This window comes from Hyphomicrobium sp. (assembly GCF_047600905.1).
GTDB lineage: Bacteria > Pseudomonadota > Alphaproteobacteria > Rhizobiales > Hyphomicrobiaceae > Hyphomicrobium_B.
Genome location: NZ_JASGKD010000001.1, coordinates 3848666 through 3863312, shown reverse-complemented (window position 1 = coordinate 3863312; position 14647 = coordinate 3848666). Strand labels below are relative to the sequence as shown.

Genomic DNA, 14647 nt, shown 5'->3' with positions numbered 1-14647 from the left:
TAACTTTGATCTCAGTACCACCATCATAGTCCATTCACATAATCGACCAGACGCTTTTTGTCGTCGCCTGTCAGAGCTTCGAAACGAACGCGGCTGTCTTCTGCTTCTCCGCAATGCTTCGCGACCGCTTCCTCCACGGTCGCCGCCGAGCCATCGTGCAAATAGCGCCGCTTCTCAACCGGCAAACCGTGGTTGATGAGCGGCGCCGTCCGCCACTCGAACGACTTGACGCCCGGCTCGCCGACGCCGTCATCGAGTGAAGGACCCATATCGTGAAGCAGGAGATCGGTGAAGGCCGGAATGTTTCTTCCGTCTCGTGTTGTTAACGTCGGCGCGTGGCACGCTGCGCACCCCGTCGCCTGAAACAGCGCCGAAGCCTCGGTCGCGGGCCTCGGTTTCAGCGTTTTGAGATAACTTGCAACGACACCGACCATGGCGGCCGAAAGCTCCCGGCCTTGAAACAGCGGACTTTCGCCGTTCGGCATTGAGAGGCATTCCGTCTCGCGCGCCGTGCAGTCACCATAGGGCAATGGAAATGCCTGGCTCGACATGCCGATATCAAATGCAAAGGCGTGCGCCACCTGCTCTTCGAGCGAGACGTGCGCCGCCTTCCAACCGTAGCGGCCGATACCGTGCGGCGTCACGTTCGCTCGGCCTTTGATCGCGCCACCGGCACGCGCATTTGCGTCCGCACGCCGCAGAATTTCTTCATCCGCAACGTCGTCGAAAGCGGCTTTGCCAAACAACGGCGGCGCCAGGCGCACGCCCGCGTGCACACCTTTCGCAAGCGCCGGTCCGTTCAGTTTATAGTGGAGTTCGGGCAGATAGCTGACACTGCCTTCGGGCAACAATCCCGGCACGGCATTCGGCTGCAGCTCTAAACCGTAATAGGGATCGGTCGCGCCGTCGGCGGTGCCGAAGCGCAGGACCGCGCCCTTGATATCCGTGATCCCGTCATCGCGCGTGATAACGTGCGCACCCTCGCCTCGCGCGTGACAACCCGTGCAGGATCGCGATACGAACAGCGGACCCAAACCGTCAGTCCCGTCCGTCGATGATGGCGCCGGAATCCATTGCCGGTCGAACAGCGCCTTTCCCACCGCGGCGTCGAGCGGATCGGCAATAGCGGCTTCGGAGTTGATGCTCGCGATCAGAGACAGCGCAAGCGCTATGGCCGATCGCCGGGTCACACGACCTCGATATAGCCCATCATGCCGGCTTCCTGATGTTCGAGGATGTGGCAATGAAACATCCATTTTCCCGGAAGACCCGCGACGAGTCCGACTTGAATGCGCTCGTTCGGTATAAGCAGAACCGTATCGCATCGGAAGCGCGGAAGCTTTCGCTTGCTAGAGTTCAGCACTTCGAACGTGTGCCCGTGAATGTGAATGGGATGCGACCGCGGCGTCGTGTTGTCGAGTTCGAAAATATAGCTCTGCCCTGATTTGAGCACGGCGAGCGGCGGCCCGAGATCGCGGTGGTCGTGGCCCGGCCAAGCCTGCTTGTTGATCGCCCAGAAAGTCCGCTTTGCCAGGCACAGCGGCCCGATCTCGATGCCCGGACCGGCACCGATCGCCGCAACCGCCTGCCCGGTCGGCGTGGCGGAGAATTCGAACGGTACGATCTGGGCATTCGCTTCGTCGAATTTGGCGAACGGCATGACCTTGAGCGGCGTCGGATCGAAAGTGTCGTTGCGCTTCGGCGGTCCTTCCGACTTGAACTCGGCAAGAACGAACGGCTCTTTCGAATAGTAGTCGTAGAGCTTCACCGACCCGCCGGGCGGCGCGGTCCGCAACAGCATGTCAACGCGCATAGCGGTGCCCAGCCGCCAGGATTCGAAGGTCATCGGCGGCAGACCATTGCCGTCGGTGGCGATGATCGCCGCCTGCGCATCCTCGAACCCGATCTCGGAAATGCGCATCGGATCGAGATTGTAAAACCGGATGCGGATATTGGCCGACGACGGCACGGTGATGACCGGCGACGTTTCCCCATTGACCGAGCGAACCGTTCCCGGCGTGCCGCCCTTCGCAGCGCCTTCGTCGGTCGAGAATGGCAGGAACGTGCCATCCGGCCCGATCCGCCAATCCTTCATCATCAGCACGACTTCGCCATCCGGCGGCACGATCTCATCGCCCTCGACGATGAGCAGACCGATAAGGCCACGGCCGAAATGCTCGGTCGAATTGCAGTGGGTATGAAAAAAGAACGAGCCGGTATCCGGCGGCACGAATGAATAGTGGCCTTCGCGCCCCGGCGGGATCGGCTTCTGCGTCATGTAAGGGACGCCGTCCTGCGTGTTCTGGATTCTGAGGCCGTGCCAGTGAATGGTCGCGACCTCTTCTGCACGCGGCAGATCGTTCTTGAAAAGCGTATCGAGCCGTTCGCCGAGCTTGACGCGAACGATGGGAACTGGAGTTCCTGCCTGAAACGTCCACAGCGGCAGCGTTTTGCCGCCGAAGCACGGCAGCGCCGTCGGTCGCTCAGCAAGATCGAAAACGATCGACTTGACGCCATGGGCGATCGGCTCCGCGATCACCTCGCGGGCTTCCACCTTCCGGCCGGCCGAAAGAAAGCTCGCCGCCGCGCTACCCGTAAACGCCGCGGCTCCCACCATGAGATCCCGGCGCGTTAGCATGCTGGAATCTCGTTGGCGGAGGCCGCGCGTCTGCCGATCAGGCTCAACTTATTTCGCCTTGGCGACTTTGCTGGGATCATCCAGGCTGTCGGATCCTTCGATCTTGACCTTGAGATTGAGCGCCGCCACCACCGCTTCGATGGCGCGTGCCTGCGCCACCAGCGCATCGACGGCGTCAAGGATCAGCTTGTTGCCGGCGTCATTGCCGGCCGCCAGCATCTGATCGTAGGCTTCCTCACCCGAATCCGCCTTGGCCTTGATTGCTTTGATCTTCTCAAGCGTCACCGCCATCGCGTCGTCGACACGCTTCGCCGCCTCCGGCGCCTTGTCACGGGCAAGCTCGGCGATGCTCGCACCGCTGACGGGCGTCACGCCATCATATTTGCCGTTCCAGATCTCCATCATCCCGACCTGGTCGTAGTAGTGGCTGTTGTGCGTGTTGTCCGAGAAGCAATCATGTTCTTCTTCCGGATCGTGCAGCAGGACGCCAAGCTTCATGCGCTCGCCGGCAAGCTCGCCGTAAGACAGCGAACCGAGCCCCGTGAGGATGGTCGAAAGCTGCGCGCTGTCGTCTTCGCCTTGGAGCGCCTTGCGCGCGGCCCCGTCGGGCTTCCAATCCCCGACCATCTCGGTCAGATCGTCGACGAGCAGGCTCGAAGCGGCCTTGAGGTAATCGCGGCGGCGATCGCAGTTTTCATGCGTGCAATTCTTGAGATCATAGTCGCTCGCCGGCCGCTCGCCCGCGCCGGGACCCGTTCCGTGCAGATCCTGCCCCCACAACAGAAACTCGATGGCATGATAGCCGGTGCCCACGTTCGCCTCGACATCGAGCGCACTGTTGAGCTTCGAGATCACCGATTTGTCGATCGTCGTCGCGTCGAGAATTTTCGGCCCGAGCCGGATCTTCTTGTTGGCGATGATATTCGCGGTGTAGAGGGGATTTTCTTCCTTCGTATCGCCGTAGCTCGCCTTGTCGACATAATCGATCAGGCCTTCGTCAAGCGGCCACGAGTTCACGTTGCCTTCCCAATCATCGACGATCTTGTTGCCGAACCGGAATCCTTCGGTCTGCATGTAGGGAACCCGCGAGGCCTTCCACGCATCGCGCGCCGCCGCCAGCGTCTCCGTGCTCGGCGCCGCCAGGAACCCATCGATCGACTTGTCCAGATCCTTCGCCTTGGCGAGCGCATCGGAGTACATCGCCTCCGCGATGTCGCCGTAGGTCTTCATGATGTCCTTGGTGGCGGGCGGAGCAGCCAATGCCGGCGCCGCGCCCAAAGCCACCGTAAGCGCGAGCTGAGTTGCGCAGGCCCATGCGAACGCATTTCTCGACATTCTGGATCTCCGTAGCTATGGTTTTCCGGCCATCCGCAAACGCCCAAGCAGAGTAGCCTAGCCCGATTATTTACCGAGATCGTATAGAAAGCCCGCCCAAGGAACTGTCAAGTGAACTCGGGTCAGTTCGGCCACTTGCCACCAAGTCCGAGATTTGTGAAACAGGGATGGGATTTTTTCCGTCGCGGCCGCGCGGCATCGGGTAATTGAAATATGCGCTTGACGAAGCAGACCGGCCACGCGATCCGCATTCTGATCGATTGCGCGCTCGCCAAGGACCAGCTCGTGAAAGTGGCCGACGTATCGGATCGTCTCGGCGTCACGAAGCAAAACGTCTTCAAGATCGTCCATATTCTATCGCACGCCGGCTTTTTGACCGCCGTCAGAGGACCGAACGGCGGCGTTCGCCTCGCCAAGCCCGCATCCTCAATCCGCATCGGTGACGTCGTTCGCGCCATCGAGGTCACGCGCGTCCAGGTCGAAGGCGGCAAGACACCGCGTTCGCGCGATACCGACCCCGGCAACATCAACGCCATGTTCGACGATGCGCTGACTGCGTTCATCTCCGTCCTTGATCAGCATACGCTGGCCGAGCTCGCGGAAAAATCTCCGATCGGATTTACCGAGACCGAGCCTAATGGCGAAAGCCATCCGGGCAGCAAGGTGAGCGGCAAGAAACCGGCGACGCGCGGAGCGCGCCGAACCTGAGTTTTCCAGGCTAGCTTATGGCGCTCATCAGGATTACTCCAACGGGCATGACCCGCGATAATGCTCGCCTAGGCTTAGCGGCGCTTTGCGCTGTCGCCGTTCTCATGCTCGCCGTTCTGTCGGTATGGGCGAGCGGGCCACTACGTGACGGAATTTTCTTCGCTTGCGGATTGTTCGCAGCAGGTGCCGCGTTATTCGCATGGTCGCGCGGTACGCTCGATCAAAAAGCGAGTGACATGACGCGCATCGGTTCGGCATCGGACAAGACTCTGACTTGGATGGATCTGGCGGCAGCGATGCCCGATCCAGCCATCGTGCTCGACGAAGCCTCGGTCATTTTGAATTACAATAGTGCAGCGCGCGCTCTCTTCGAGCGGCTTCGCCAAGGCGTGCCGCTGGAACACGTCAACCGCGATCCGGAACTCATTGCTGCCGTTTCCGGCACGCTGAGAAACGGCGAGAAGAATACCGCACGCCTTGTCCCGCGCGGCAGCGCCGGTCAGCGTCTCATCGCGACGGTCGCCCCCCTCGGCATAACGGGCGAGCATCCGCCGATTGCAGCGCTGATTACAATTCATGACGAGTCCGAGCAGCATCGCCTGCTCGAAATGCGCACCGATTTCATCGCCAACGCCAGTCACGAACTCAGAACACCGCTCGCCTCCGTCCGCGGCTTCATCGAGACGCTGCAAGGACCGGCGCGAAACGACGAAAAGGCGCGCGAAAGATTTCTCGCCATCATGGCCGATCAAGCCGAACGCATGACGCGCTTGATCGACGACCTACTTCTCCTCAGTCGCGTCGAAGAGAAAGCCAATCTGAAGCCGACGGGACGCGTCGATCTGAATGATCTGATCGAAGACGTTTTGCGCTCGCTGCAGCCTTTCGCCGAAGAGCGGTCGGTCGCGATCGATGTCGAGCCGGCCTCCGATCCGTTGATGGCGATGGGCGATCGCGATGAGCTGTTTCAGGTTTTTCACAACTTGGTCGAGAATGCCGTCAAATACGGCCGCGACGGCGGATATGTGAAAATCTCGCTGACGAAAAAAGCCAGCGGACGCGAAAGATTTCCGACACTCGCCGTCGTCTCGATTTCGGATAACGGCCCCGGCATCGCACCCGAACATCTGCCACGTCTCACCGAACGCTTTTATCGCGTCAGCGCCGAGCACAGCCGCAACATTGGCGGAACGGGCTTGGGTCTCGCAATCGTCAAACACGTCTTGAACCGCCACCAGGGCGAGCTTTCGGTCCAGTCCGTCGTCGGCCAAGGCACCACATTCAAGGTCGCGTTGCCGGCGTACAAATAAAAATCGTTTTAAAACAATATATTGAACTGTCACAAATCCATAGTGAAGAATTGTTAGAACCAACCCGCGCTCGATGACGGTGTGATGACAGCGGCCCTCCGCCGGATCGCCTAGTCCGATCCGATCAGACGAGCGCACCGGGCACTTTTGCCAGCGCCTTATCTGCCTTCACGGATTGATATCGCGGGGAGCATTTCCGGGGGAACCGAACTGAGAAACGCGCTTCTCGTCTTCCGGACGAAACCCGGCAGACGAAGAAAAAGGCATAAAAAACAACGAATTAACTCTTCACAATGGCGTGAAGTTACTGGACTAGAGAGTGAGGACCGGCCCCCGGCCGGCAGATGGAGTGGCGAGGCCTCAAGCCCCCGTTCAACAAGGAGACCACGAGTGAAACAGTCTTTTCTCGCGCTTTTTGCGGCGCTGGCGGCAACCGCCGCGGCGACCGCTCCCGTCAAAGCCGACATTTCCGGCGCAGGCGCCACGTTCCCTTACCCGATCTACGCAAAGTGGGCTGACACCTACAAAAAAGAAACGGGCGTCGGCCTGAACTATCAGTCGATCGGCTCCGGCGGCGGCATCAAGCAGATCGAAGCCAATACCGTCACGTTCGGCGCTTCCGACAAGCCGCTCAAGGGCGAAGAGCTCGATAAGAACGGCCTCGTCCAGTTCCCGACGGTCATGGGCGGCATCGTCCCCGTCGCCAACCTCGACGGCATCAAGCCCGGCGACCTCGTCCTCGACGGCCCGACGATCGCCAAGATCTACCTCGGCGAGATCACCGCTTGGAACGACCCGGCGATTGCCAAGCTCAACCCCGGCCTGAAGCTTCCCGATGACGCCATCGCCGTCGTCTTCCGCTCGGACGGATCGGGCACGACGTTCGTTTGGACGAACTACCTCTCGAAGGTCAGCGCCGACTTCAAGTCGAAGATCGGCTCCAACACGTCGGTTCAGTTCCCGGTCGGCATCGGCGCCAAGGGTAACGAAGGCGTCGCTAACAACGTGATGCAGACGAAGGGCGCGATCGGCTACGTCGAATACGCCTACGCCAAGCAGAACAAGCTGACGTACTCGAAGATGATCAACCATGACGGCAAGACCGTCGCTCCGGTCATCTCGGCCTTCCAGGCCGCTGCCGCCAGCGCCGATTGGGCTGCGGCTCCCGGCATGGGCGTTATCCTGACGGACCAGGCAGGTGCGGAATCTTGGCCGATCACCAACCCGACCTTCATCCTCATCCACAAGAAGCCGACGGACGCCGCTGCTGTTAAAGAGGCGCTGAAGTTCTTCGACTGGGCTTACGCCAACGGCGACAAGGCTGCAGAAGAACTCGACTACGTTCCGCTTCCCGACAGCGTCGTCGCAATGGTCAAGAAGGCCTGGGCGGAGATCGTCGACGGCGAGAACAAGCCGATCCTGTCGAACTGATCAACTTGATATCGGGAGGCGACGCGCTGCGGACGCCTCCCGATTATTCGTCTATAAGCTAGTGCTTTTATTCTTGTGCGGAGCGCAAATTTGACCTTCATGACAGACGCGAATACGCAAGCGCTGGCCGCTGCGGCGGCGAGACGAAAAGTCCTTGAAGGTCTCCGAACGTCAGACTCCTTCTTTCGCCAGCTCACGCATTTTTCCGCTTATTTTGTCCTGATCCTGCTCGGCGCAATTTTCGTGTCGCTCGTCATGGGCGGATCGCTGGCATTCAAGACATTCGGCTTCAACTTCCTCATCACCGAGGTCTGGAACCCCGTCACCGAGCAGTTCGGCGCGCTTGCCCCGATCTACGGCACGGTCATCACATCCGCGATCGCCATGCTCGTCGCTGTTCCGATCTCGATCGGCATCGCGGTCTTCCTGACCGAGCTTTGCCCAATGGCGCTTCGCCGCCCGATCGGCATCGCCATCGAGCTGCTCGCCGGCATCCCGAGCATCATCTACGGCATCTGGGGCCTGTTCTTCTTCGCTCCGGTCTTGCAGCGCTACGTTCAGCCTGAATTGATCGCATTCTTCAAACCGATCCCTGTTTTGAGCGGCCTCTTTGCTGGCCCACCCTACGGCATCGGCATCCTGACCTCCGCCCTCATCCTCGCGATGATGGTTCTGCCCTTTATCACCGCGGTTTGCCGCGACGTCTTCGAAACCGTTCCGCCCGTCTTGAAGGAAGCTGCCTACGGAATGGGATGGACGACGCGCGAAGTCGTCAGAAACGTCGTCATTCCCTATACCCGCGTCGGCATCATTGGCGGCGTCATGCTCGGCCTCGGCCGCGCGCTCGGCGAGACGATGGCCGTGACGTTCGTCATCGGCAACGCGCATCGAATTTCCGAATCGATCCTGGCGCCCGGCACGACCATCTCGGCGACGATCGCCAACGAATTCACCGAGGCCGTTGGCGATATCTATACGTCGTCGCTGATCGCACTCGGCCTGATCCTCTTCTTCATCACGTTTGTCGTCCTTGCTCTCGCACGCCTCATGCTGATGCGCATCGAGAAAAAGGCTGGAGCATAATCATGGCCCTGGACCTCGCCAAATATCGCCGCCGGCGCATCCGAAGCACGATAACGGTCGGCCTCTGCTGGACCGCATCCGCCCTCGGCCTGACCATTCTCGCCGTCATCCTTGCGACTCTGCTGTTCAAGGGTTTTTCGGGCCTCAATCTGAAGGTCTTTACCGAGATGACGCCGCCTCCCGGCAGCGACGGCGGCCTTCTCAACGCCATTGCCGGCAGCTTGGTGATGACGATCATCGGCGTCGCCGTCGGCACCCCGATCGGAATTCTCGCCGGCACCTACCTTGCCGAATACGGCCGCTACAGCAAAGTCTCGTCGGTCATCCGTTTCATCAACGACATTCTGCTGAGCGCCCCGTCGATCGTGACCGGCCTGTTCATCTACGAGATTCTCGTCCGGCCGATGGGGCACTTCTCCGCCGTCGCCGGCGCCGCCGCTCTCGCCGTGCTCGTCATCCCGACAGTCGTTCGCACCACCGAGAACATGCTGCTTCTGGTGCCCAATCAGCTCCGTGAGGCATCCTCGGCGCTCGGCCTGCCGCAGTCCCTGGTCATCCGCAAGATCGCCTATAAGGCGGCCCGCGCCGGCATGATCACGGGTGTCCTGCTGGCGGTCGCTCGCGTCACCGGCGAAACGGCTCCGCTGCTGTTTACCGCACTCAACAATCAGTTCTGGAGCACCGACCTCAACGCCCCGATGGCGAGCTTGCCGGTCGTGATCTTCCAATACGCCCTCAGTCCATATGAGGACTGGCAGCGCCTCGCTTGGACTGGCGCTCTGATCATCACCGCCGCGGTGCTCACGCTCAGCATCACCGCACGTTACCTAGGTTCTTCGAGGACGCCCAAATGAACGTAATGTCAAAAGACGTCGACGCCGGCCTGACTGAGAAGATCTCGGTTCAAGACCTTAAATTCTATTACGGCTCATCGCTCGCCCTGAAAGGCATCACAATGCCTCTCTATGAGCGGCAGGTGACCGCGTTCATCGGTCCGTCGGGCTGCGGCAAGTCTACTTTGCTGCGCGTTCTGAACCGTATGTACGATCTCTATCCCGGCCAGCACGCCGAGGGTAAGATCATGTTTGACGGCGAGAACATTCTCGACATGAAGGATCTGAACCTTCTGCGTTCGCGCATCGGCATGGTGTTTCAGAAGCCGACTCCGTTCCCGATGACGATCTACGAAAACATCGCCTTCGGTCTCCGGCTTTATGAGCGTCTGCCCAAGTCCGAGGTTGATGCTCGTGTCGAGTCGGCGCTGGAAAAGGCCGCGCTGTGGAAGGAAGTGAAGGACAAGCTGCACGCCAGCGGTCTTTCCCTCTCCGGCGGCCAGCAGCAGCGCTTGTGCATCGCGCGCACCGTTGCCATTCGCCCGGAAGTCATTCTGTTCGACGAACCTTGCTCCGCTCTCGATCCGATCTCGACGGCGAAGATCGAAGAGTTGATCGACGAACTGAAAAACGAGTTCACGATCGCGATCGTCACCCACAACATGCAGCAGGCCGCGCGCGTCTCGCAGCGAACTGCATTCATGTACCTCGGTGAGCTGATCGAATTCGGCGTCACCCAAAAGCTTTTCACCAACCCAACGGATCGTCGCACGCAAGACTACATCACCGGCCGCTTCGGCTAGTCGATGACGTTGAGGCCAATCGGGATTTCAGGATTACGACGATGAACGAACACACCGTAAAGTCATACGAAGACGAATTGAAACTGCTCGACCGGCGCATCGCCCAGATGGGCGGCTATGCCGAGAAGCTGCTCGTCCAGGCGATGGACTCGCTCGAGCGCCGCGATCCCAAGCTCGCCGAGAAGGCTGTCTCCGACGACACCATGATCGACCAGCTCGAACGCGAGTTGCAGGACCAGGTCGTCGTGATGATCGCGCGGCGCCAGCCCCTCGCCAACGATCTTCGCCACATCATGACGGTCGTCAAAATTGCCGGTGATCTGGAACGCATCGGCGACCTCGCCAAAAATATCGCTAAGCGCGCGCTGACCATCGCCGGCGAAGCCTACCCCAAACCTTTGATGACCGGCATGCGCCACATGACCGAGATGGTGCAGACCCAGCTCAAGGATGTGCTCGACGCATTGACGACGCTTGACGCCGAAAAGGCAATGCAGGTCTGGCGCAACGACGAGCAGGTCGACGCCATGTACAATTCGCTGTTCCGCGAACTTCTGACCTACATGATGGAAGACCCGCGCAACATCGGCATCTGCACGCACTTCCTGTTCGGCGCCAAGAACATCGAACGCATCGGCGACCACACCACCAACATCGCCGAGAACGTCTACTATCTCGTTCACGGCGTTCCCATCGCAGATGATCGGCCGAAGGGTGACAAGACTTCGTCCACCCTGATCACGCCGCAGCAGTGACCGCGTGACCCTGATAGCAACTCCGATCCGAGACCATGCCAGCTAAGATCATAGTCGTTGAGGATGAAGCGCCGCTCGCCGAACTGTTGAAGTACAATCTTCAGTCGGAAGGCTACGATGTCGTGCAGGCCGGCGACGGCGAGGAAGCGGAGCTTCTGCTCTCCGAGCAAAGCTTCGATCTGGCGATATTGGATTGGATGATCCCGAAAATTTCGGGCATCGAGCTTTGCCGCCGTCTGCGCAACCGCGCCGAAACGCAAAGCCTCCCGATCATCCTGCTGACCGCCCGCGGTGAGGAATCGGACCGCGTGCGGGGCCTGACCACCGGCGCCGACGACTACGTCACGAAACCGTTCTCGGTGCAGGAATTGATGGCGCGCGTGAAAGCGCTGCTGCGGCGCGCCTCGCCGGAGCGCATGAGCGACATCCTGATTTCCGGCGAAATCACGATGGACCGCGGCGCCCACAAGGTGACGCGCGGCGTGCGCGAAGTCCGCCTCGGCCCGACCGAATACCGGATGCTCGAAGTCTTCATGGAAAGTCCGCGCCGCGTCCTGTCACGCAGCCAGCTGCTCGACCGCGTCTGGGGACAATCGTCGGAGGTCGATGAACGGACGGTCGACGTTCACATCGGCCGGCTGAGGAAATCACTGATCCGTGGCAACGAGAGCGATCCGATCCGCACGGTTCGCGGCGCAGGCTACGTTTTCGACGGGCGCGAGGCCGAAGCCCAGGCCTAAAGACGCGCTCTAGCTTTGCGCCGTGAGGCAATTCGAAAGATTGCGCGCCACACCGCGCATCAGATCGAAATAAAGCCCCGGTCCCGGCGTCATCAGCTGACCCTCGACATCGAGTGTCCCGGAACGAGCGTTCGTCCCTTCGGTGACGGCAGCGACTAGATTTGGCTGAAAGCTCGGTTCGCTGAATACGCACACGGCTCCAAGCGATGAAATCTTGCTGCGAACTTCCGATAGCCGCTTGGCGCTCGGCGGCACATCGGGACTGACCGTTATCGAGCCCGCCGCCTGCAAATCGTAATGGTGCTCGAAATACTGTGTCGCATCGTGAAACACGATGAACGGTTTGCCGTGCGCACCTTTGATCTCGTTGGAAAGCTCATGGTCGAGCGCATCGAGATCGGAGTCCAACGCCTTTTCGTTCGCTTTCACCTTGTCGGCATATTCCGGATAGCGCACGGCGAGCGCCTTCGCGACATCCGCGGCAATCGCCTTGGCGTTCGCCGGGTCGAGCCAGAGATGACCGTCCTTGCCGTCTTCGTCATGGTCATCATGATGATCGTGGTCGCCGTCGGCGTCCGCTTCCTCATGCTCGTGCACATGCTTTTCGAATGTGCCGCCATGGCGCTGATCGAGCAACGTCACGCCATCCGCGCCTGCAAGCGTGACGACCGTCACCCCAGCCGGCAGCGCCGAAACGAGTTTGCGCGTGAAAGGCTCGAGCGTGTCCGACACGCGAACGAAGATATCCCCCTCGTTGATAGCGCGCGCGGTCGAGGGCTTCAGCGTGAACGTATGCGGCGATGCGGCGCCATCGACGACAAGCTGCGGCGTCCCGATGCCCGCCATCAGCCGCGAAACCAGCGAATGAACGGGCTTGATTGTCACGACGACTTTCGGCGTTTCCGCCGCGCGGGTGACGGTCGCCATCGACATCATGGCGGCAAGAATGCCAAGTCCGCGCGCCGTCCAATGAACCATCTCACCGCTCCCGCCAGAATTAAGAAAATATAATATAACGCTCAAATGACGGCATGCAACTCTGTTGGCGATTCGGCTTAGGCCGGACTAACAGCCGGCCGCGTCGCAATCTCGCCACGTTCGATGTGCGTTTCCTGAAAGCAGCATTCGCTAAAAACTCCGACGGGGCGCAACCGCACGACTTCGAGGGCCGATCTTGCATCAGACTTTCAACGCGCTTCGCCGTTTGTCCGCTGTTCTGCTCGCACTCGCCGCGCTGACTCTGCCGGCGTTCGCACACCCGCATATGTGGGTGACCTACGAGATGACGGTCGATTACGACAATGGCAGCGTCACCGGCGTAGACCACGTTTGGAGCTTCGATGATTCCTACGCCGCCATGGCGCTCGAAGGCCTCGACACCAACAACGACGGCAAATACGACCAGCACGAGCTTGAACCGCTGCTCAAAGTCAACATGGATGGCCTGAAGGAGTTCAACTACTTCACGGTCGCCAAACTCGGCGAAGAGCAATTGGCGTTCAATCCGCCGACCAACGCTCATCTCGAATACATCAACGGCGTTCTGCGTCTCTTCTTTCACTTGCCGTTGGCAAAACCTGTCCTGTCCGATGCCGACGGACTGACGTTCGCGGTTTTCGATCCGTCCTTCTTTATCGATTTCGAACCCGAGCAGACCAACGCCATCAAGCTCTCGTCCGCACCCGAGGGCTGTTCCGCCACTCTCCTCGATCCCGACGCTGCAAAACAGGATGAGCAGGCCAAGAAACTCGGCGCCGCAATGGCCCAGCAGTTCGGTGCCGGCGTCGTCGGCTTCGGCTCCTACAAAACCGTCGCGGTCGCGTGCAAAAAATCCTAGACGTCCCGAATTCATGCGCCGATTAACTAGCCCGCAAGAATCTGATCGTCGTTCGACGTTAATGAATTAGAAACCATGGGGTACTTCGCCGACAAAGGTGAGCCCATGCGTCCTCTGCTTCGTACTTTGCTTTTTGTGTTGGCGATGCTCGCGCCGGTAGCGACCTCTATGGCTGACGTCGATACTGAAGCCGCCATTCCTTCCGCCGGAGCGCTCGAACTCATCGTCGTCGAGGCCGAAGGCTGCATCTACTGCAAACTCTTCCGCCGTGATGTTCTTCCCACTTATCAAGCCTCGGAGCAGGCCAAAGACCTGCCGGTCCGCTTTGTCGACATTAACGATGTCGAAGCCGACCACCTGTCGTTCAAATCCGAAGTCGACATCGTGCCGACGTTCGTCGTGGTGAAATCGCAGCAAGAGGTCGGGCGCATCTCGGGCTATGTGGGGCCTGAAAACTTCTTCCACTCGATCAGCTATCTTCTGGCATCAGCCCCTTGATCGGGTCCGGACCCCGCCCGTTCTGCTCATATGGCGAGAAATCGATAGCCGCCGCCCGGACCAAGCCCGGAAACGCCCGAATTCCCCACGAATTGACGCTTGAAACCCTTGTAAAGCCGGGCTCGGTCCTGTACCGACGCGGTTTCCGTTTTCGGGGCCTTTGGACGTCATCATGAGCCGCATCAGGCCGCACGTCGGTATTATCATGGGGAGCCAGTCCGACTGGCCGACGATGCAGCACGCCGCCAACATCCTGACCGAGCTTGGCGTCGCCTTCGAGACCAAGATCGTCTCCGCCCACCGCACGCCCGAACGGCTCTACAGCTACGCCAAGGGCGCCAAGGCGGCGGGCCTCAAGGTTATCATCGCAGGCGCTGGCGGCGCCGCGCACCTTCCCGGCATGACCGCCTCGATGACGACGCTGCCGGTCCTTGGCGTGCCCGTCGAATCCAAAGCGCTGAAGGGCCAGGACAGCCTCTACTCGATCGTGCAGATGCCCGCCGGCGTGCCGGTCGGCACGCTTGCCATCGGCGAAGCAGGCGCCAAGAACGCCGGCCTGCTCGCGGCCCAGATCCTCGCGCTTTCGGATCCCGCGCTGGCGGAACGGCTCGAAGCCTGGCGCAAGCAGCACTCGGCCGACGTCGCCGAAACCCCGGTTCAAGGCTGACGACGTTCC

General features: G+C 60.3%; 15 protein-coding genes. 11 read left to right on the top strand and 4 right to left on the bottom strand.

Annotated elements, in window-relative coordinates; all coding sequences use genetic code 11:
• Positions 1-23 precede the first annotated feature (23 nt).
• From QM780_RS18475 to QM780_RS18465, 3 genes are read right to left on the bottom strand one after another with little or no spacing between them, the layout of a single operon-like run.
• Positions 24-1190 (bottom strand): di-heme oxidoredictase family protein, encoded by a 1167-nt coding sequence (locus QM780_RS18475; protein ID WP_415071888.1) that lies wholly within the window; start codon positions 1188-1190, stop codon positions 24-26.
• A complete protein-coding gene (locus tag QM780_RS18470; protein WP_415071887.1) occupies positions 1187-2638 on the bottom strand; it encodes a multicopper oxidase family protein in 1452 nt (483 codons plus the stop codon). Before QM780_RS18470 ends, QM780_RS18475 begins: the two co-directional genes overlap by 4 nt.
• A 48-nt stretch (positions 2639-2686) precedes the next feature.
• On the bottom strand, positions 2687-3973 hold the full coding sequence (locus tag QM780_RS18465) for an imelysin family protein (protein ID WP_415071886.1): 1287 nt from the start codon (positions 3971-3973) through the stop codon (positions 2687-2689).
• A 213-nt stretch (positions 3974-4186) separates the two neighbouring features.
• Here QM780_RS18465 and QM780_RS18460 point away from each other — a divergent pair, with 213 nt between their 5' ends.
• The 8 genes from QM780_RS18460 (at position 4187) to phoB (ending at position 11636) form a co-directional block, all read left to right on the top strand.
• Complete coding sequence (locus QM780_RS18460) at positions 4187-4681, top strand: RrF2 family transcriptional regulator (RefSeq protein WP_415071885.1); 495 nt, start codon at positions 4187-4189, stop codon at positions 4679-4681.
• Positions 4682-4728: 47 nt separating this feature from the next.
• Positions 4729-5991: an ATP-binding protein gene (locus tag QM780_RS18455; RefSeq protein ID WP_415071884.1), complete on the top strand. Its 1263-nt coding sequence runs from the start codon at positions 4729-4731 to the stop codon at positions 5989-5991.
• A gap of 390 nt (positions 5992-6381) precedes the next feature.
• On the top strand, positions 6382-7422 hold the full coding sequence (gene pstS / locus QM780_RS18450) for a phosphate ABC transporter substrate-binding protein PstS (protein WP_415071883.1): 1041 nt from the start codon (positions 6382-6384) through the stop codon (positions 7420-7422).
• Positions 7423-7521: 99 nt separating this feature from the next.
• Positions 7522-8505, top strand: a complete 984-nt coding sequence (gene pstC, locus QM780_RS18445; protein WP_415072079.1) for a phosphate ABC transporter permease subunit PstC — start codon at positions 7522-7524, stop codon at positions 8503-8505.
• Positions 8506-8507: 2 nt separating this feature from the next.
• The gene (gene pstA, locus QM780_RS18440) at positions 8508-9359 is read left to right on the top strand and encodes a phosphate ABC transporter permease PstA (protein ID WP_415071882.1); all 852 of its coding nucleotides are present in this window, start codon (positions 8508-8510) and stop codon (positions 9357-9359) included.
• Positions 9356-10141 (top strand): phosphate ABC transporter ATP-binding protein PstB, encoded by a 786-nt coding sequence (gene pstB / locus QM780_RS18435; RefSeq protein WP_415071881.1) that lies wholly within the window; start codon positions 9356-9358, stop codon positions 10139-10141. Before pstA ends, pstB begins: the two co-directional genes overlap by 4 nt.
• A gap of 41 nt (positions 10142-10182) precedes the next feature.
• A complete protein-coding gene (gene phoU, locus QM780_RS18430) occupies positions 10183-10896 on the top strand; it encodes a phosphate signaling complex protein PhoU (protein ID WP_415071880.1) in 714 nt (237 codons plus the stop codon).
• 35 nt (positions 10897-10931) lie between these two features.
• Positions 10932-11636, top strand: coding sequence for a phosphate regulon transcriptional regulator PhoB (gene phoB / locus QM780_RS18425; RefSeq protein WP_415071879.1), 705 nt, complete (start codon positions 10932-10934; stop codon positions 11634-11636).
• 9 nt (positions 11637-11645) lie between these two features.
• On the opposite strand, the gene QM780_RS18420 is transcribed toward phoB, so the two are convergent.
• The gene (locus QM780_RS18420; protein WP_415071878.1) at positions 11646-12614 is read right to left on the bottom strand and encodes a zinc ABC transporter substrate-binding protein; all 969 of its coding nucleotides are present in this window, start codon (positions 12612-12614) and stop codon (positions 11646-11648) included.
• A 196-nt stretch (positions 12615-12810) separates the two neighbouring features.
• Here QM780_RS18420 and QM780_RS18415 point away from each other — a divergent pair, with 196 nt between their 5' ends.
• The 3 genes from QM780_RS18415 (at position 12811) to purE (ending at position 14638) form a co-directional block, all read left to right on the top strand.
• A complete protein-coding gene (locus QM780_RS18415; protein WP_415071877.1) occupies positions 12811-13473 on the top strand; it encodes a DUF1007 family protein in 663 nt (220 codons plus the stop codon).
• Positions 13474-13578: 105 nt separating this feature from the next.
• Positions 13579-13971, top strand: coding sequence for a thioredoxin fold domain-containing protein (locus QM780_RS18410; protein ID WP_415071876.1), 393 nt, complete (start codon positions 13579-13581; stop codon positions 13969-13971).
• Positions 13972-14143: 172 nt separating this feature from the next.
• Complete coding sequence (gene purE, locus QM780_RS18405) at positions 14144-14638, top strand: 5-(carboxyamino)imidazole ribonucleotide mutase (protein WP_415071875.1); 495 nt, start codon at positions 14144-14146, stop codon at positions 14636-14638.
• Positions 14639-14647 lie beyond the last annotated feature (9 nt).

Coding starts and splice junctions, on each gene's coding strand:
- QM780_RS18470 (WP_415071887.1), bottom strand. CDS start 2,638: ATGCTAACGCGCCGGGATCTCATGGTGGGAGCCGCGGCGTTTACGGGT.
- QM780_RS18465 (WP_415071886.1), bottom strand. CDS start 3,973: ATGTCGAGAAATGCGTTCGCATGGGCCTGCGCAACTCAGCTCGCGCTT.
- QM780_RS18460 (WP_415071885.1), top strand. CDS start 4,187: ATGCGCTTGACGAAGCAGACCGGCCACGCGATCCGCATTCTGATCGAT.
- QM780_RS18455 (WP_415071884.1), top strand. CDS start 4,729: ATGACCCGCGATAATGCTCGCCTAGGCTTAGCGGCGCTTTGCGCTGTC.
- pstC (WP_415072079.1), top strand. CDS start 7,522: ATGACAGACGCGAATACGCAAGCGCTGGCCGCTGCGGCGGCGAGACGA.
- pstA (WP_415071882.1), top strand. CDS start 8,508: ATGGCCCTGGACCTCGCCAAATATCGCCGCCGGCGCATCCGAAGCACG.
- pstB (WP_415071881.1), top strand. CDS start 9,356: ATGAACGTAATGTCAAAAGACGTCGACGCCGGCCTGACTGAGAAGATC.
- phoU (WP_415071880.1), top strand. CDS start 10,183: ATGAACGAACACACCGTAAAGTCATACGAAGACGAATTGAAACTGCTC.
- phoB (WP_415071879.1), top strand. CDS start 10,932: ATGCCAGCTAAGATCATAGTCGTTGAGGATGAAGCGCCGCTCGCCGAA.
- QM780_RS18420 (WP_415071878.1), bottom strand. CDS start 12,614: ATGGTTCATTGGACGGCGCGCGGACTTGGCATTCTTGCCGCCATGATG.
- QM780_RS18410 (WP_415071876.1), top strand. CDS start 13,579: ATGCGTCCTCTGCTTCGTACTTTGCTTTTTGTGTTGGCGATGCTCGCG.
- purE (WP_415071875.1), top strand. CDS start 14,144: ATGAGCCGCATCAGGCCGCACGTCGGTATTATCATGGGGAGCCAGTCC.